At 60.1% G+C, this 15761-nt stretch carries 15 protein-coding genes; 13 read left to right on the top strand and 2 right to left on the bottom strand.

The window, feature by feature from the left end; all coding sequences use genetic code 11:
- Window position 1 precedes the first annotated feature (1 nt).
- Window positions 2–1930 (bottom strand): peptidylprolyl isomerase, encoded by a 1929-nt coding sequence (locus BLO49_RS01300; protein ID WP_170828155.1) that lies wholly within the window; start codon window positions 1928–1930, stop codon window positions 2–4.
- A gap of 309 nt (window positions 1931–2239) precedes the next feature.
- Here BLO49_RS01300 and tpiA point away from each other — a divergent pair, with 309 nt between their 5' ends.
- The 6 genes from tpiA (at window position 2240) to rpmF (ending at window position 6831) form a co-directional block, all read left to right on the top strand.
- The gene (gene tpiA / locus BLO49_RS01295; RefSeq protein ID WP_090643226.1) at window positions 2240–2992 is read left to right on the top strand and encodes a triose-phosphate isomerase; all 753 of its coding nucleotides are present in this window, start codon (window positions 2240–2242) and stop codon (window positions 2990–2992) included.
- A 182-nt stretch (window positions 2993–3174) separates the two neighbouring features.
- Window positions 3175–3780 (top strand): preprotein translocase subunit SecG, encoded by a 606-nt coding sequence (gene secG / locus BLO49_RS01290; RefSeq protein ID WP_090643224.1) that lies wholly within the window; start codon window positions 3175–3177, stop codon window positions 3778–3780.
- A gap of 99 nt (window positions 3781–3879) precedes the next feature.
- Window positions 3880–5514 carry a CTP synthase gene (locus BLO49_RS01285; protein ID WP_090643222.1) on the top strand — a complete coding sequence of 545 codons (1635 nt, stop codon included), beginning with the start codon at window positions 3880–3882 and terminating at the stop codon, window positions 5512–5514.
- 10 nt (window positions 5515–5524) lie between these two features.
- Window positions 5525–5908: a RidA family protein gene (locus BLO49_RS01280; RefSeq protein ID WP_090643219.1), complete on the top strand. Its 384-nt coding sequence runs from the start codon at window positions 5525–5527 to the stop codon at window positions 5906–5908.
- 62 nt (window positions 5909–5970) lie between these two features.
- Entirely contained in the window at window positions 5971–6498 is a 528-nt protein-coding gene (locus tag BLO49_RS01275) for a hypothetical protein (protein WP_090643217.1), read from the top strand.
- 150 nt (window positions 6499–6648) lie between these two features.
- Window positions 6649–6831: a 50S ribosomal protein L32 gene (gene rpmF, locus BLO49_RS01270; RefSeq protein ID WP_090643214.1), complete on the top strand. Its 183-nt coding sequence runs from the start codon at window positions 6649–6651 to the stop codon at window positions 6829–6831.
- Between the two features lie 93 nt (window positions 6832–6924).
- Here rpmF and xth read toward each other — a convergent pair whose 3' ends face one another.
- The gene (gene xth, locus BLO49_RS01265; protein ID WP_090643213.1) at window positions 6925–7704 is read right to left on the bottom strand and encodes an exodeoxyribonuclease III; all 780 of its coding nucleotides are present in this window, start codon (window positions 7702–7704) and stop codon (window positions 6925–6927) included.
- A 157-nt stretch (window positions 7705–7861) separates the two neighbouring features.
- Here xth and BLO49_RS01260 point away from each other — a divergent pair, with 157 nt between their 5' ends.
- The 7 genes from BLO49_RS01260 (at window position 7862) to lpdA (ending at window position 15674) form a co-directional block, all read left to right on the top strand.
- A complete protein-coding gene (locus BLO49_RS01260) occupies window positions 7862–8377 on the top strand; it encodes a hypothetical protein (protein WP_090643210.1) in 516 nt (171 codons plus the stop codon).
- A gap of 93 nt (window positions 8378–8470) precedes the next feature.
- A complete protein-coding gene (gene eno, locus BLO49_RS01255) occupies window positions 8471–9748 on the top strand; it encodes a phosphopyruvate hydratase (RefSeq protein WP_090643207.1) in 1278 nt (425 codons plus the stop codon).
- A 452-nt stretch (window positions 9749–10200) separates the two neighbouring features.
- Complete coding sequence (locus BLO49_RS01250; protein WP_342670324.1) at window positions 10201–10467, top strand: FtsB family cell division protein; 267 nt, start codon at window positions 10201–10203, stop codon at window positions 10465–10467.
- 152 nt (window positions 10468–10619) lie between these two features.
- A complete protein-coding gene (gene pdhA, locus BLO49_RS01245) occupies window positions 10620–11636 on the top strand; it encodes a pyruvate dehydrogenase (acetyl-transferring) E1 component subunit alpha (protein WP_090645940.1) in 1017 nt (338 codons plus the stop codon).
- 6 nt (window positions 11637–11642) lie between these two features.
- Window positions 11643–13004, top strand: coding sequence for a pyruvate dehydrogenase complex E1 component subunit beta (locus tag BLO49_RS01240; RefSeq protein ID WP_090643202.1), 1362 nt, complete (start codon window positions 11643–11645; stop codon window positions 13002–13004).
- A gap of 11 nt (window positions 13005–13015) precedes the next feature.
- A complete protein-coding gene (locus BLO49_RS01235) occupies window positions 13016–14260 on the top strand; it encodes a dihydrolipoamide acetyltransferase family protein (protein ID WP_090643199.1) in 1245 nt (414 codons plus the stop codon).
- Window positions 14261–14273: 13 nt separating this feature from the next.
- Window positions 14274–15674 (top strand): dihydrolipoyl dehydrogenase, encoded by a 1401-nt coding sequence (lpdA, locus tag BLO49_RS01230; RefSeq protein ID WP_090643197.1) that lies wholly within the window; start codon window positions 14274–14276, stop codon window positions 15672–15674.
- The last annotated feature ends 87 nt before the right edge of the window (window positions 15675–15761 follow it).

The raw sequence follows: 15761 nt of genomic DNA, 5'->3' as shown, positions 1-15761 counted from the left end.
ATCACTTCAGTTTCTTTTCGGTCTTGATCGTCTTGGGGTCCGGCGGAGTGACGCCGAGCGCCACGACGGCGGTGTTCGGATAAAGCTGCGTCTTGACGACCGTGCGGGCATCGTTGCGCGTGGTCAGTGCGATATCGCGCTGAATGCTTTGCGTCATCTGGCCGCGGATGGCGGTCGACATCGCGTTGGCCTGCTGGGCATCGGCCTGGTGAATGGCGTCGATGTGGCCGACGGCGATATTGACCTGGTTGAGCGGCACGGAGAAATTCTCGTTCGCCTCACCACCGAAGATGCGGCCGGCCAGGGCCTGGGGCAGGCCGGACTGCTGGACCATGGCGCGGTTCAGGCCATTGAGCGGCTTGACCGGGGCATTTAGGCTGGCGGCGACCGCGGCGAAGGACTCGCCCTTCTTCAGGCGGGCCAGGGCTTCGTCGGCCTTGGCCTGGACGAGACCGGCGACCTTTTCGGCCATCCAGTACTGCGCCAGTTCCCCCTTGATCTGTTCCAGCGGCGGGGCGCCGGCGGGCTTCACGGCGTCGAGACGGACGGCGAAATACTGGCCTTCGCCGAGTTCCTCGACGTCCGAGGCCGAACCGGCCGAGGGCAGGTCATAGATGGCTTTTACCAGCGGGGCGAATTTCGAGTAGTTGGCCTGCGGGTTGTTGGTTTGCCCCTGCGCGGTCATCGGTTCGAGCTTGACGACGGTCAGCCCCAGTTCTTTTGCTGTGGCGTTGAAGTCCTTGCCGGCGCGGATGGCGTCGGAGAAGGTGTTTGAGTCCTTGTTGACGCGGTTGGCGGCCTGCTCCTTGACATAGTCCTGGGCCAGTTTGGCGTGGACGCTTTCATAGGAAGGCGTGGCGCCGGTCTTGATATCGCCCATCCTGATGACGGCATAGCCCAATTCGCCCTGTATGGCGCCGGACACTTCGCCGGTTTTCAGGCCGAAGGCGGCGGCAGCGATCTTGGCGTCAGGTACGGCAGTCTGGGGCTTCTGGTCATAGGTGATGACCTGGCCCTTGTGGGCCTTGGCGGCTTGTTCCGGCGTCTGGCCGCCTTTGATGGCGTCGGAAATAGCGTTGGCGTCGCCGGCCGACTGCGTGGTGACCTGCACAAAGGAACGCGTTTCCGGCGTCACCAGGGTCTTCAGGCGGTCGTCGTACATCTTGCGGACGGCGGCTTCATCAATGGTGATCGATTTCAGGTAGTCATTCGGATCGAAACGGACAACCGAAGCCTGGCGCAGTTCCGGCATCTGCAATTGCTGAAGGCGCGAATTATAGAAGGCCGTGATGTCGGCGTCGGTCGGCGCGGCAGGCATCGTGATGTTCTTTTCGTTGACAACGAAGATGCTGGCATCACGGTTTTGCAGGGTCATGGCGGCCTGCGAGGCGGCGTAGATACGTGGCGCCTTGAAGCCGGCGACAGCGGCGGTGAAATACTGCTGGCTGGCGATCTGGTCGGCGATCTCGTCTTCGAGTTGCTTCTCGGTCATCTGGTTGCGCGCCAGCATCATCCGATAGGTGTCCTTGTCGAAGCGACCGGTCACGCTGTTGAAGAAGGCGGGGATCTTGGCGATTTCAGCGACGATCATCTTGGCGGAGGGCTTCACGCCGATCGAATCAAGCCAGGCGGCGAAGGCGGTCTGGTCAGCCAGTTCGTTCAGCATCTGGAGATGCTGTCCGCTTTCGACGAATTCGTCATTGCTGAGGGTTTGCCCCTGATTCTGTTCGGAGTAGCCTTGCTTGTACTGTTCGAACTTGGCCTTGAATTCATTGGCTGAAACGGAACGATCACCGGCCTCGATGACCTTATCGCCACCCATCTTGCCGAACACATCACGCAGGCCGAAAATGGCGAAGGAGGCGACCAGCAGGACCATCAAGCCTTTAAAAACCCATGACTTGGTGAATTCTCGGAAGAGGGTGATCATCGCTATATCTATCCTGTGGACGCGGCCGAAAAGGGGCGCGCAAGTCGCGGTCAGCCCCAGGGCCGCCATATGTGGCTGTGTCTTACGGCACGAATAAGGCTGTTACAAAGGGAATTTATTCGTTTCAAGGATTTTTTGCCAAAGACCTTAGCGCTGCCGCCTTGAAGTTTCGCTTGGCTTGCAGGCGGCTGGCAGTCTATGTTTTACGCACGCCTCGTCTTTGGTCACCGGTATAGTCGCTCACCAGAAGCGGCTACGGTGTTTTCCGTGAGGCGGCCACAAAAAAACAAACCAGCATAAGACGAGTTAATGCCACATCGACATCTTATCGCGGGCAACTGGAAAATGAACGGGGTGAAAGCCTCGCTTGCCGTTGCCGAAGTGATCGCCACGCAAAGCCGGAGCCACTCGGCGCGCGTGGCCCTCTTTCCGCCCGCCACCCTTTTGCCGCTCATGGCCGATATTCTGAAGGGAACGGATATCATATTGGGCGGCCAGGATTGCCACCACGCCGATTCCGGCGCCTATACCGGCGATATTTCCGCCGCCATGCTGAAGGACGCCGGCGCCTCCATGGTCATTCTCGGCCATTCCGAGCGCCGGCATGGCCATCTGGAACCCTGCGCGCTGGTGGCCCGGAAAGTCCAGGCGGCGCTGCGGGCCGGACTGGAGCCGATTATCTGCATCGGGGAGACGCTCGACCAGCGCCAGGGCGGGCTCACCATACCGGTTTTGTCACGGCAACTGGCCGACAGCCTGCCGGAAGAGCTGAAGGGGCGGGAGTTCCAGGTGTCCTATGAGCCGGTCTGGGCCATCGGCACCGGTCTGATTGCCTCGGACGCGCAGATACTGGAGGCGTTTGCCTTGATCCGCCGGTATCTTGACCAGCGTTTTGGCGCGCATGTCGCGCCGCACCTGCTTTATGGCGGTTCGGTCAAGGCAACTAATGCGGGGCAGGTATTGGCTCTGGAGGGGGTCAGCGGCGCCCTGGTCGGCGGTGCGTCTTTGACCGCTGAAGACTTCATGCCCATTATAGCTGCCGCCGATTCCGCCCCGGTCTGATGTTATACACGCTGTTTATGTTTGGCAGGACTTGTAATCGTCCGCGTCCGCCATATTTTGGCTGTGTTATCGCCGCCTGCCCTATAGCCATCCGCGCAAAGGGATGCTAAGGGCGTGCAACTTCCCGCGCCGGACCTCCGGTGCCGGGTGCGTATCCGTGATCGAGAATATAAAGACCTGACATGCTGTTTGCCATTCTTTTGACCATCCAAATCATCGTTAGCGTCAGCATGGCGGGCCTGATTCTCATTCAGCGTTCCGAAGGCGGCGCGCTTGGCATGGGCGGCGGTGGCGGTGGCGGCTTCATGTCAGCACGCGGTGCCGGCAACCTGCTCACCCGGGCGACGGCGATTCTGGCCTTTGTCTTCTTCGCCAATTCCATCGGCCTGACCATTGTCGGCAATTTTTCGACCCGCCAGACCTCAGCGGTCGACAAGGTCGACACCAGCGGCCTGACGGTAAATACCTCTAACCAACCTGCGGCACCGGCGGCCCAGACCAGCGCCTCGGCCGCGCCGTCCCTGAGCGATCTGCCTCTGGCGGGGGCTGCGCCCGCTGCCTCTTCGACGGCGCCGGCCGCACCGGCCCTGAACAGCAAGCCCGCCGTCCTGCCGGCACCGCTCAAGCTGCCCACCAGTTCTTCGGCCTCGGCTTCGGTTTCGGCCAAGCAGGTCGAGAAGGCCAAGGAAAGCATCTGGGCGTCCTCGTCTTCGGCAAGCGTCAAGGCACCGGCAGCCTCTTCCGCGACAACGCCTTCCGGCGCCGCTACCTCTTCGGCTTCGAAGTAAACTGACCTGGGGCGCAAGCCTCCGATTTTCAAAACCTGTTTCCGACCCACGGGGGGCAACCTCCGTGGGTTATCTCTGATTTTATGGTAACTATCTGATATGGCCCGTTTCGTTTTCATCACTGGCGGGGTGGTTTCCTCGCTTGGCAAGGGTCTGGCGTCGGCGGCCCTGGGGGCGCTGCTCCAGGCGCGGGGCTACAAGGTCCGCCTGCGCAAGCTGGACCCTTATCTGAACGTCGATCCGGGCACGATGAGCCCTTATCAGCACGGCGAAGTCTTCGTTACCGATGATGGCGCCGAAACCGACCTCGACCTCGGCCACTATGAGCGCTTCACCGGCGTTAACGCCCGCAAGAGCGACAATATCACGACCGGCCGCATCTACTCCAACATCATCGAAAAGGAACGCCGCGGCGACTATCTCGGCGCCACCGTTCAGGTCGTTCCGCACGTGACCGACCAGATCAAGCAGTTTGTTGTTTCCGACCAGGGCGACGCCGACTTTATTCTCGTCGAAATCGGCGGCACGGTGGGTGATATCGAAGGGTTGCCGTTCTTTGAAGCGATCCGCCAGTTGGGCCAGGAACTGCCGCGCCGCCAGTGCTGCTTCATCCACCTGACCCTGCTACCGTTCGTCAAGACGGCCGGCGAGATGAAGACCAAGCCGACCCAGCACTCGGTCAAGGAATTGCGCTCGATCGGTATTCAGCCCGATATCCTGCTGTGTCGTTGCGAACAGGAAATTCCGGCCGAGGAACGCCGCAAGATCGGCCTTTTCTGTAACGTGCGCGAAACAGCCGTCATTCAGGCGATGGATTCAGAGAACATCTATGCCGTGCCGATCGACTACCATAAGCAGGGGCTTGATACCGAAGTGCTGAACGTCTTCGGCATGGATGATGCGGCCGCGCCTGATCTCGGCCTGTGGAAGGATATAACGCAGCGTTACCAGTATCCCGATGGCGAGGTCTCCATCGCTGTCGTCGGCAAGTATACGGTGCTGAAGGACGCGTACAAATCGCTGATCGAGGCGCTTTACCACGGTGGCATGGCCAACAATGTCCGGGTCAAGATCGACTGGGTCGAATCGGAAACCTTTGAGGGCGCGCCGGAAGCGGTCATAGAACGGCTGGAAAACGTCCATGCCATTCTGGTGCCGGGCGGTTTCGGCGAACGCGGTGCGCTCGGCAAGATCGAAGCGGCACGCTTTGCCCGCGAGAACAATGTGCCCTATTTCGGCATCTGTTTCGGGATGCAGATGGCGGTGCTGGAAACGGCGCGCCATTTGGCCGGTATCAAGGACGCCTCATCCACCGAATTTGGCCACACCAATGAGCCGGTGGTCGGCCTGATGACCGAATGGCTGAACGGGAACGAACTGACCCAGCGCGCCGCAGGTGGCAATCTGGGCGGCACCATGCGACTGGGCGCCTTCGACGCGAAGTTGAAGGAAGGCAGCCAAGTGGCTGAAATCTATGGCGGTACGGACGTTTCCGAGCGCCATCGCCACCGCTACGAAGTGAACCGCGACTATATCGAGCGCCTGGAAGCTTGCGGTTTGCAATTCAGCGGTATGTCACCGGATGGCCTGCTGCCGGAAATCGTTGAGCGTCCGGATCATCCGTGGTTTATCGGTGTGCAGTATCACCCGGAACTGAAGTCGCGGCCGTTTGCGCCGCATCCTTTGTTCTCAAGCTTTATCGCCGCCGCCAAGGTGCGCAGCCGGCTCGTATAAGGAATTGCCTATGTCACGCCAGCTTATCTCTTCCGGTTCGCCGTTCGAGCCTGAAATTGGCTTTTCCCGTGCTGTCCGTTCGGGTAACCGTATCGAAGTGTCCGGCACCGCGCCGATCCGCGACGGCAAGGTGGCAGGTACGGACGCCTACGAGCAGACCAAGGCGGCGCTGGAAATCATCATCAAGGCGGTGGAAGCGGCCGGCGGCAAGGCTTCCGACATCATCCGCACGCGCATTTTCCTCACCGATATGAGCCTGTGGAAGGACGCAGCTAAAGCCCACGGCGAACTGTTCGGCGAGATCCGTCCGGCCTCCAGCTTTATCGGCACCAGCGCCCTGATCAATCCGGAATGGCTGGTCGAAATCGAGGCATCGGCCCAGATAGAAGACTGATCGAACTGTAAGCCTGACAAGTCTGCCATTTGCCGTTATAGTGGCGGCAAGGGGAGACTGTCATGACGCTCAAGGACGAACTGGGGTTGTTGCCGCGTTTTCTTTATATCTTGGTCGGGATTGCCTTGGCCGCGGCGGCGATCAGCAGTGATTATCATGACTGGGCCTTGATTGAGGCGGGCAAGCTGCCGCCGTTCGGATTTATCCTGATCAATATGGTGGCCCTGCCATTGGCGGCCGGAATTATCCTTTGGGCCTGTATCGGCCGACATCGGGAATGGCGGGTGGCCGATGGCCAGATTCGTATCCGTCTGCTGAGCCTGACCTCATGGCGCAAGACACATTATATAAAAGCCGAAGATATCCGCGAACTCACGCCGGAAAGCTATGACCACGAGCGCACGGACAGCCGCATTCATCACGGCTGGATTGTCATCCTGACGGACGGGCGGCGGCTGGTTTCGCCGAAATCCTTTGACAAGGCCGGGCTTGATCAGGCCAGGTTGCAGATTGAAAGTGAGATGCGCAAGGGCAGGCCGGAGACCGATCTGCTGGCCGAAGCCAGTCGCGCGAATGGTCTTTCGGGGTGAAAATCGCCATTTCCGGGCGATTATCCCTTGATCCCATATCGAACATGAGGCATAAGGCCCGCCTTCTGACTCACATACTGTGCGTCGCAACCTTATTTTGTGCCTGATGGCTTTGCGGTCCAGGCCCTTGACCTTAAGAGAGACACGGAAATGGCCGTTCCCAAGCGTAAAGTTTCGCCCTCGCGCCGCAATATGCGTCGTTCGCATGATGCGCTGGGCGCCAATGCCTACACCGAAGACAAGGACACCGGCGAGCTGCGCCGTCCGCACCATGTCGACCTGAAGACCGGCATGTACAAGGGCCGTCAGGTCATTACGCCGAAGAAGGACTAAGCCTTAGGGTTTAGCTTCAGCCGTCAGGTAAAAGACGGCGGCAAAATAAAAAGCAGAAATTAGACGCGGCTCCGGAAACGAAGCCGCGTTTTTTCATTTCACCGGCGCCAGCTCGATCCACGCCGGTGCGTGGTCACTGGCCTTTTCCCAGCCGCGCACGAAGCTGTCGACCTCGGCCCGGATGAGGCGCGGGGCGAGGGCAGGGCTTAAAAGCAGGTGGTCTATCCGCAGCCCGGCGTCGCGGGCGAAGGCGTTGCGGAAATAGTCCCAGAAGGTGTAGATGCGCTCGCCGGGATGCATTTGCCGCAAGGCATCGGTCCAGCCCTGCGCCACCAGGGCATGGAAAGCCTGGCGGACCTCCGGCTTGAAGAGGGCGTCATTCTGCCAGCGTTCGGGCTTGTAGACATCCAGATCGGTCGGCATGACGTTATAATCGCCCGCCAGCACCACGGGCGCGCCGCTTTCCAGCAAACCTTTGGCATGTTGCGCCAGGCGCTCGAACCAGCGCAGCTTGTAGGGAAACTTCGGCGTATCGATCGGATTGCCGTTGGGCAGGTAGAGACAGCCGATCAGGATGCCATCCACCGCCGCCTCGATATAACGGCTATGGGTATCATCCGGATCGCCCGGCAGGCCGCGCTGCGTTTCAACCAATTTCATGCCGCGCGCCAGGATCGCCACGCCGTTCCAGCTTTTCTGACCGTGCCAGACAGCGCCATAACCGGCATCCTCCAGGGCTTTCGCCGGAAAGCGCTCATCCGGCGCCTTCAGTTCCTGGAGGCAGACCACATCGGGTTTGCGCTCCGCCAGCCAGTGTAGCAGAACCGGCAGCCGGCCATTGATGCCGTTGACATTGAAGGTGGCAATTTTCATGACAATCTCCTCGCGGATGCAGTGTCAGTCCAACTCGGTAAGGGATCAATGTGGCTCGGTCGTTACCGTATGCGTCATAAAATGAACACGCATGGCCGTCTTATTGCGATGCGCGGACGACCCGCTAGTCTGTTATTTCGAAATGAGGCACTATTACATGTTCCTGGCTTTACTGGCGGTCGCCGCCTTTTCCCCTGCAAACGCCTATGTCGGACCGCTGGCGCCGGCCGGGAAGGGCATGGCGCAGTGTTATGCGCCTGACGCGGTGGCCAAGACCTGTTCTTCGATGGCGACCTATCATCTCAATGCCGACGGCAGCTTCACCAACAAGGCGACCGTGTTGATCTCAAAGAGTCCACCGGCCATCCTGGAGATGAACACCAATGTCGAGATCCGGAATGGTGCCGTCTGCGGCACGATCCGCGAGGAAAATATCTCTGGGGCCCGCCTGATGGTCAACGGCACGGATGTGCCCACGGATCAGGCCCAGCCGGTGCTGGCACGGATTGCCTCGGGCATGGCATCCGTGGTGGGCCACGAAATCTGCACCGCATATATCCCCTCCGGCGGCAATCTGGTCGCCAAGGGGACGCTCGACGGCGTGCCTAAGCCGGATCAGGACCAGGTCATGCAGTGGGTTTCGGCATCGGATGGCTATCGGGTCGCGCCGTAATTTCCCAATGGCGCATGAGCGGCGCTTGTCATCGGAGCCCGGCCTTGCTAATGCAGCCCTGCTTTCAGACCGTTTCACATAGCAGGATTCCCCATGCCCGAAATTATCGACGTCGTCGCCCGCGAAATCCTCGACTCCCGTGGCAACCCCACTGTCGAAGTCGATGTCACCCTCGATGACGGCTCGTTCGGCCGCGCGGCCGTACCTTCCGGCGCCTCGACCGGCGCCCACGAGGCGGTGGAAATGCGTGATGGCGATGCCAAGCGCTATGGCGGCAAGGGTGTCCGCAAGGCGGTTGATGCCGTAAACGGCGAAATCTTCGAAGCCATCGCCGGCTTTGAGGCGCTCGACCAGCGCCGCCTCGACCAGGCCTTGATCAATCTCGACGGCACGCCGAACAAGTCGCGCCTCGGCGCCAACGCCATCCTCGGCGTGTCGCTGGCCGTGGCGCGCGCTGCCGCGCAATCGTCCGGCCTGCCGCTTTACAAGTATGTCGGCGGCCTGGCCGCCCGCGTCCTGCCGGTGCCGCTGATGAACATCATCAATGGTGGTGCCCATGCCGACAACCCCATCGACATCCAGGAATTCATGATCGTGCCGGCCGGTGCTGAGTCGTTCTCGGAAGCCCTGCGCATGGGCGCGGAAATCTTCCATTCGCTGAAGAAGGGCCTGAAGGCTGCCGGCCATAATACGAACGTCGGCGACGAGGGCGGCTTCGCCCCCAACCTGGCCTCGGCCGAAGATGCGCTGACCTTCATCATGAAGGCCGGCGAACAGGCGGGCTACAAGGCCGGTTCGGACTTCTGGCTGGCACTGGACGTCGCTTCGACCGAGTTCTTCAAGGACGGCAAGTATCATCTGGAAGGCGAGGGCAAGGTCCTGACGCCGGTCGAGATGGTCGACTATCTCGAAAACCTGGCCAATAAGTTCCCGATCTGCTCGATCGAGGACGGCATGTCGGAAGACGACTACGAAGGCTGGAGAGAACTGACCGACCGCCTGGGCGACCGTATCCAGCTCGTGGGCGACGATCTCTTCGTCACCAATCCGGATCGTCTGGAAACCGGTATTGTCGAGGGCATGGCCAACTCGATTCTGGTAAAGGTCAACCAGATCGGCACCCTGTCGGAAACCATGGACGCCGTCGATATGGCGCATCGTGCCGGCTATACCTCGGTCATGTCGCACCGTTCGGGCGAAACCGAGGATTCAACCATTGCCGACCTGGCCGTGGCGATGAACTGTGGTCAGATCAAGACTGGCTCACTGGCCCGTTCGGACAGGACCGCGAAGTACAACCAGCTCCTGCGCATCGAGTCGCAACTGGATGACGAAGCGGTTTATGCCGGTGTGGGCGTTATCCGCTGTTAAGGTTCGGGGCGTGGGGTCCGTGACCCCACAAAACCTGTCTTGATTTCAATAAAAACCCTCGCCCTTTTCGGGGCGAGGGATTTTTATTGAAGTAAGGTAAGTCTTGGGGCCGCGGGCCCCAAACCCCATAACTCGACCATGTAACGCTCAGCCTTCATTAACCCTTTTTCGCATATCCTGCGTACGTGTCCGGCGGCGCATTCTGTCACCGACATCGGCCCGTGCAAACTCAAGTGCTCACATTTTGACAATAAAGATAAAAACGCCGTGATAAGTCTGATTTTTCAAAAGACATCAGTGATAAATTCTTCTGTGTGTCCCGACATGTTTCGTAACACTATGTTAACCGCGAAGGCTCAAAAAAGGCCATTACGTATTGCCGCAGTCCAGAAGGGGCTTGAGTAGTGTTTTTTCGTCTGAGGCCGTATTTACCCACAGCTATAATCACACTCGTGCTGACCTATGTATGCGTTCAGTACCTGACGGGTGATAAGGGTTTCTTTTCCCAGGAATCGCGTAACCGCGAAATGGTGATCAAGGAACAGCAGCTTGCGCAGCTTAAGACGGAACGTGCTGATCTTGAAGCGCGCGCCAAATACTTGCGCACGGATAATCTGTCAAAAGATTTACTTGAAGAGCGTGCCCGCGTATTGCTGGGCCTTTCTGAGCCGAAAGCCTACGTTATCCGCGGCCCGATCGTTCAGAACGCTAACTCCTGATCCTTCTTTAGCCCTTTACGCGAAGGCAGGCTTCTCATAAAGGAGGTGTGCCTTTGATTTGCTTTGCGCCGGCTTTCCGCGCGGGTGCAAAGGACTGCTATGTTTCAAGGCCGGAGATAAAACGGCCGTAGTTTTTGTTATGGGAGATGTCCATGGCGCGTGCCGCCCAGAAAGACAGCAAGACCGAAAGTGGCAAGAAGCTGAGCAATGTCTCCAAAGACGACCTGCTGAAATACTACCGTGAAATGGTCCTGATCCGCCGCTTTGAAGAGCGCGCCGGCCAGCTCTACGGCATGGGCCTGATTGGTGGCTTCTGCCACCTCTATATCGGTCAGGAAGCCGTCGCCGTCGGCATGTACGCCGCCGCTGAAAAGGGCGACCAGGTCATCACCGGTTACCGCGACCACGGCCATATGCTGGCCGCCGGCATGGACCCCAGGGAAGTCATGGCCGAACTGACCGGCCGTATCGGCGGCTCTTCCAAGGGCAAGGGCGGTTCGATGCACATGTTCGATATCGAGGCCGGCTTCTTCGGTGGCCACGGCATTGTCGGCGCCCAGGTGTCCCTCGGTACCGGCCTGGCCTTTGCAGATTTTTACCGTCAGAACGGCAATGTCTCCTTCACCTATTTCGGTGATGGCGCGGCCAACCAGGGCCAGGTTTACGAGTCCTTCAATATGGCCCAGTTGTGGAAGCTGCCGGTCGTCTATGTGATCGAGAACAACGAATACGCCATGGGCACCTCGCTGGCCCGCGCCTCCGCCACGGTCAACCTGTCGCAGCGTGGCGCCTCTTTCGGCATTCCTGGTGAGACGGTCGACGGCATGGATGTGTTTGCAGTTAAGGACGCCGCCGAACGCGCCGCCGAGCACGCCCGCTCCGGCAAGGGACCGTATATCCTCGAAATGAAGACCTACCGTTACCGCGGTCACTCAATGTCCGATCCGGCCAAGTACCGCTCCAAGGACGAGGTCGATGAGGTCAAGGCGACCCGCGACCCGATCGACCACATCAAGACCATGCTGCAACAGGCCGGCGTGGCCGAGGACGAAATCAAGACGATCGACAATCAAGTGAAGGCCATCGTGCTGGAAGCGGTCGATTTCGCCCAGACGAGCCCGGAACCCGATCCGTCCGAACTGTACACCGACGTTTACCTCGAGGCATAACCCCAGATGACTGATATTCTCATGCCCGCGCTCTCTCCAACCATGGAAGAGGGCACGCTCGCCAAGTGGCTCGTCAAGGTTGGCGACACTGTATCCGCCGGCGATGTGATCGCCGAAATCGAAACCGACAAGGCGACGATGGAAGTCGAAGCCGTTGACGAAGGCAAGATCGAAGCCTTGCTGGTCGATGCCGGCACCGAAGGCGTAAAGGTCAATACGCCGATCGCCCGCCTCGAAGGTGGCGCTTCCGCGCCGGCGCCTGCGGCCGCAGCCCCCGAAGCCAAGGCTGAAGCCGCTGCTCCGGTTCCGGCCACTGCCAAGCCTGCCGCCGCGCCGGTGGAATCGCTGCCCGCCATTTCTCAGCCAGACTGGCCCGAAGGCACGCCGACCGTCAAGATCACCGTCCGTGACGCCCTGCGCGACGCCATCGCCGAGGAAATGCGCCGCGACGACAAGGTTTTCCTGATGGGCGAGGAAGTGGCCCAGTATCAAGGCGCCTACAAGGTGTCCCGCAACCTGCTGGAAGAGTTCGGCGATCGCCGCGTCATCGATACCCCGATCACCGAAATGGGCTTTGCTGGTATTGGTTCGGGCGCCGCGATGGCCGGTCTCAAGCCGATCATCGAGTTCATGACGTTTAACTTCGCCATGCAAGCCATTGACCACATTATCAATTCCTCGGCCAAGACGCTCTATATGTCGGGCGGTCAGATCAAGTCGTCGATCGTTTTCCGCGGTCCGAACGGCGCCGCCTCGCGCGTCGCCGCCCAGCACAGCCATGACTATTCGTCGTGGTACGCCAATGTGCCAGGTCTGAAGGTCATCGCGCCGTATGACGCCGCCGATGCCAAGGGCCTGCTCAAGGCCGCCATCCGTGATCCGAACCCGGTCGTCTTCCTTGAACATGAAATGATGTACGGCAACGAGTTCGACATTCCGGAAATCGAGGACTTCGTCCTGCCGATCGGCAAGGCCAAGATCCAGAAGGAAGGCAAGGACGTCACCATCGTCGCGCACTCGCGCATGGTCGGTTTCGCCCTGAAAGCAGCCGAGCAACTGGCCGCCGAGGGCATCGATGCCGAAGTCGTCAACCTGCGCACCCTGCGTCCGCTCGATACCGATACCGTCGTTGCTTCGGTCCGCAAGACCAACCGCTTGGTCACCGTTGAAGAGGGCTGGGGCCCTTGCGGCATCGGCGCCGAAGTGGCCGCTCGCGTCACAACCGAGGCGTTCGACGATCTCGATGCCCCGCCGGCCCGTGTCCACCAGGAAGACGTGCCGATGCCTTACGCCGCCAACCTCGAAGCCATGACCGTGCCCAGCGTTGAGAAGATCATCGCCGCCGTCAAACAAGTCTCGTACAAGTAAGGGAAACGCAGATGACTGATATTCTGATGCCAGCCCTTTCGCCTACGATGGAAGAGGGCATCCTGGCCAAGTGGCACGTCAAGGTGGGGGACACCGTCTCCGCCGGCGACGTGATCGCGGAAATCGAAACCGACAAGGCGACGATGGAAGTCGAAGCCGTCGATGAAGGCACGATCGAAGCCATCCTTGTCGAGGCCGGCACCGAAGGCGTGAAGGTCAATACCCCGATCGCTCGCCTGTCAGGCGATGCCGCCGCGCCTGCGCCGAAAGCCGCACCAGCGGCTGCCGAAGCCCCGAAAGCCGAGGCGCCCAAGACTGCTGCCGCGCCGGCCCCGGTCGCTTCTGGCGCCCGCGTTGCCGCATCGCCGCTGGCCCGCCGCCTGGCCGAGATCAACAAGCTCGACCTGAAGGTCATCGCCGGTTCCGGTCCGCATGGCCGCGTGATCAAACGCGACATCGAAGCCGCTTTGGCTTCGGGCACCGGCAAGGCCGCGCCTACTGCGGCATCGACCTCAGCGGCCGAACCGCGCAAGGTGCAATCGCTGGAGCAACTGGGCATTCTGGCTGGTTCCTACGACCTCGTGCCGCTCGACAACATGCGCAAGGTCATTGCCCGCCGCATGACCGAGTCGTTCCGCGACATCCCGCACTTCCCGCTGACCGTCGATATCGAACTCGACAACCTGCTGGCGGCCCGTACCAAAATCAATACGGCGCTGGAATCGCAGGGCGTGAAGGTCTCGGTAAACGACATGATTATCAAGGCAGTAGCCTTGGCGCTTAAACAAGTGCCTGAAGCCAATGCCAGCTATACACCGGAAGGCATCGCCCTGCACCATAACGCCGACGTGGCCGTGGCTGTGGCGATCGACGGCGGTCTGATTACCCCGATCGTGCGCAAAGCCGAAACCAAATCGCTGGCACAGATATCGAGGGAAATGAAGGATCTGGCGCAACGCGCGCGTGAGCGTAAGCTGAAACCGGAAGAATTCCAGGGCGGCACCTTCTCGGTGTCCAACCTCGGCATGTTCGGTATCAAGACCTTCACCTCGATCCTGAACGAGCCGCAAGGCTGCATCATGTCGGTCGGCGCCGGCGAACAGCGTCCGGTTGTCAAGAACGGCCAACTGGCCGTGGCAACCGTCATGTCGGTCACCCTGACTTGCGATCACCGCGTGGTTGACGGCTCGATCGGCGCCAAATTCATCAGCGCCTTTAAGCCGCTGATCGAAGATCCTATCAAGATGTTGGCGTAAGGAGCTGAAAATAATGACATATGATCTCGTAGTCATCGGCTCCGGACCTGGCGGTTACGAAGGCGCGATCCGTGCCTCGCAGAACGGCCTGAAGGTCGCCATCGTCGAGCGTGAACTGCTGGGCGGCATCTGCCTGAACTGGGGCTGTATCCCCACCAAGGCGTTGCTGAAGTCAGCGGAAGTGTTCGACAAGATCAATCACCTCGGTGATTATGGCCTGACCGGCGAAAAGCCCGGCTTCGACTTCGAGAAGGTTGTCCAACGCTCGCGTGCGGTGGCCAAGCAACTCAATGGCGGCGTAGGCTACCTGATGAAGAAGAACAAGATCGACGTGATCGAGGGCTTCGCCACGCTGGAGCCGGGCAAGGATGCGCCGAAGGTTCGTGTCAAGCTCAACAAAGGCGGCGAGCAGGTTGTCGAAGCCAAGAACGTGATGCTGGCCGTTGGCGCCCGCGCCCGTGAAATCCCCGCTATCGGTGCGGTTTCGGACGGTGATCGCATCTGGACCTATCGCAATGCCCTGTCGCCCAATCGGATGCCGAAGTCGCTGGTCGTCATCGGCTCCGGCGCTATCGGTATCGAATTCGCCAGCTTTTACAGATCGTTGGGCGCGGAAGTTACAGTGGTCGAAGCGCTCGATCGCATCCTGCCGGTCGAGGACAAGGAAGTTTCCGCCGAGGCCCAGAAGGCCTTTGAAAAGCGCGGCTTCAAGTTCCGCATCGGCGCCAAGGTGACCAAGGTCGAGAAGTCCGGTGCCGGCGTAAAGGTCTCGGTCGAGGTCGGCGGCAAAGCCGAAGTACTCGAAGCCGAAGGCTGCATCGTCGCCGTCGGTATCGTTGCCAACACCGAAAACCTTGGCCTGGAAAAGCTGGGCGTCGAGATGGACCGCGGTCACATCAAGAACGACAGCCACGGCAAGACCAACGTCAAGGGCCTGTACGCCATCGGCGACTGCGCCGGACCGCCCTGGCTGGCCCACAAGGCAAGCCACGAAGCCGTCCATGCCGCCGACTATATGGCCGGCAAGAAGCTCTCCAATCTCAATCCGCCGATCCCCGGCTGTACGTATGCCACGCCGGAAGTCGCTTCTGTCGGTATCACCGAGCAGGTCGCCAAGGAAAAGGGGCTGGACGTCAAGATCGGCCGTTTCCCGTTCAAGGCCAACGGCAAGGCTATCGCCGCCGGTGAACCGGGTGGTTTCGTCAAGGTGATCTTCGACAAGAAGACCGGCGCGCTTCTGGGCGCCCACCTGATCGGCGCCAATGTCACGGAAATGGTGCAGGGCTTCTGTCTGGCCATCACCATGGAAGCGACGGAAGAGGACCTGCAGGGGACCGTCTTCCCGCACCCGACCATGTCGGAAGCCATTCTCGAAGCGTCGCTCGATGCCGATGGCCGGATGATCAATCTATAAACTCATGGGGTTTGGGGCCAAAGAACGTTTCCTTGGGCCCCTAGTCTTCTCTATTCCAAAGAAAAACCCGGTCCAAAAGGCCGGGTT

The organism is Asticcacaulis taihuensis (genome assembly GCF_900100255.1).
GTDB classification, from domain to species: Bacteria; Pseudomonadota; Alphaproteobacteria; order Caulobacterales; family Caulobacteraceae; genus Asticcacaulis; species Asticcacaulis taihuensis.
This window is presented reverse-complemented; position numbering and strand designations above follow the sequence as displayed.

Excerpts from the sequence above, each read along its gene's own strand:
- BLO49_RS01240 (WP_090643202.1), top strand. The coding sequence starts at position 11,643 with ATGACTGATATTCTCATGCCCGCGCTCTCTCCAACCATGGAAGAGGGC.
- tpiA (WP_090643226.1), top strand. The coding sequence starts at position 2,240 with ATGCCACATCGACATCTTATCGCGGGCAACTGGAAAATGAACGGGGTG.
- eno (WP_090643207.1), top strand. The coding sequence starts at position 8,471 with ATGCCCGAAATTATCGACGTCGTCGCCCGCGAAATCCTCGACTCCCGT.
- xth (WP_090643213.1), bottom strand. The coding sequence starts at position 7,704 with ATGAAAATTGCCACCTTCAATGTCAACGGCATCAATGGCCGGCTGCCG.
- pdhA (WP_090645940.1), top strand. The coding sequence starts at position 10,620 with ATGGCGCGTGCCGCCCAGAAAGACAGCAAGACCGAAAGTGGCAAGAAG.
- BLO49_RS01285 (WP_090643222.1), top strand. The coding sequence starts at position 3,880 with ATGGCCCGTTTCGTTTTCATCACTGGCGGGGTGGTTTCCTCGCTTGGC.
- BLO49_RS01275 (WP_090643217.1), top strand. The coding sequence starts at position 5,971 with ATGACGCTCAAGGACGAACTGGGGTTGTTGCCGCGTTTTCTTTATATC.
- lpdA (WP_090643197.1), top strand. The coding sequence starts at position 14,274 with ATGACATATGATCTCGTAGTCATCGGCTCCGGACCTGGCGGTTACGAA.
- rpmF (WP_090643214.1), top strand. The coding sequence starts at position 6,649 with ATGGCCGTTCCCAAGCGTAAAGTTTCGCCCTCGCGCCGCAATATGCGT.
- BLO49_RS01235 (WP_090643199.1), top strand. The coding sequence starts at position 13,016 with ATGACTGATATTCTGATGCCAGCCCTTTCGCCTACGATGGAAGAGGGC.
- BLO49_RS01300 (WP_170828155.1), bottom strand. The coding sequence starts at position 1,930 with ATGATCACCCTCTTCCGAGAATTCACCAAGTCATGGGTTTTTAAAGGC.
- secG (WP_090643224.1), top strand. The coding sequence starts at position 3,175 with ATGCTGTTTGCCATTCTTTTGACCATCCAAATCATCGTTAGCGTCAGC.
- BLO49_RS01260 (WP_090643210.1), top strand. The coding sequence starts at position 7,862 with ATGTTCCTGGCTTTACTGGCGGTCGCCGCCTTTTCCCCTGCAAACGCC.
- BLO49_RS01280 (WP_090643219.1), top strand. The coding sequence starts at position 5,525 with ATGTCACGCCAGCTTATCTCTTCCGGTTCGCCGTTCGAGCCTGAAATT.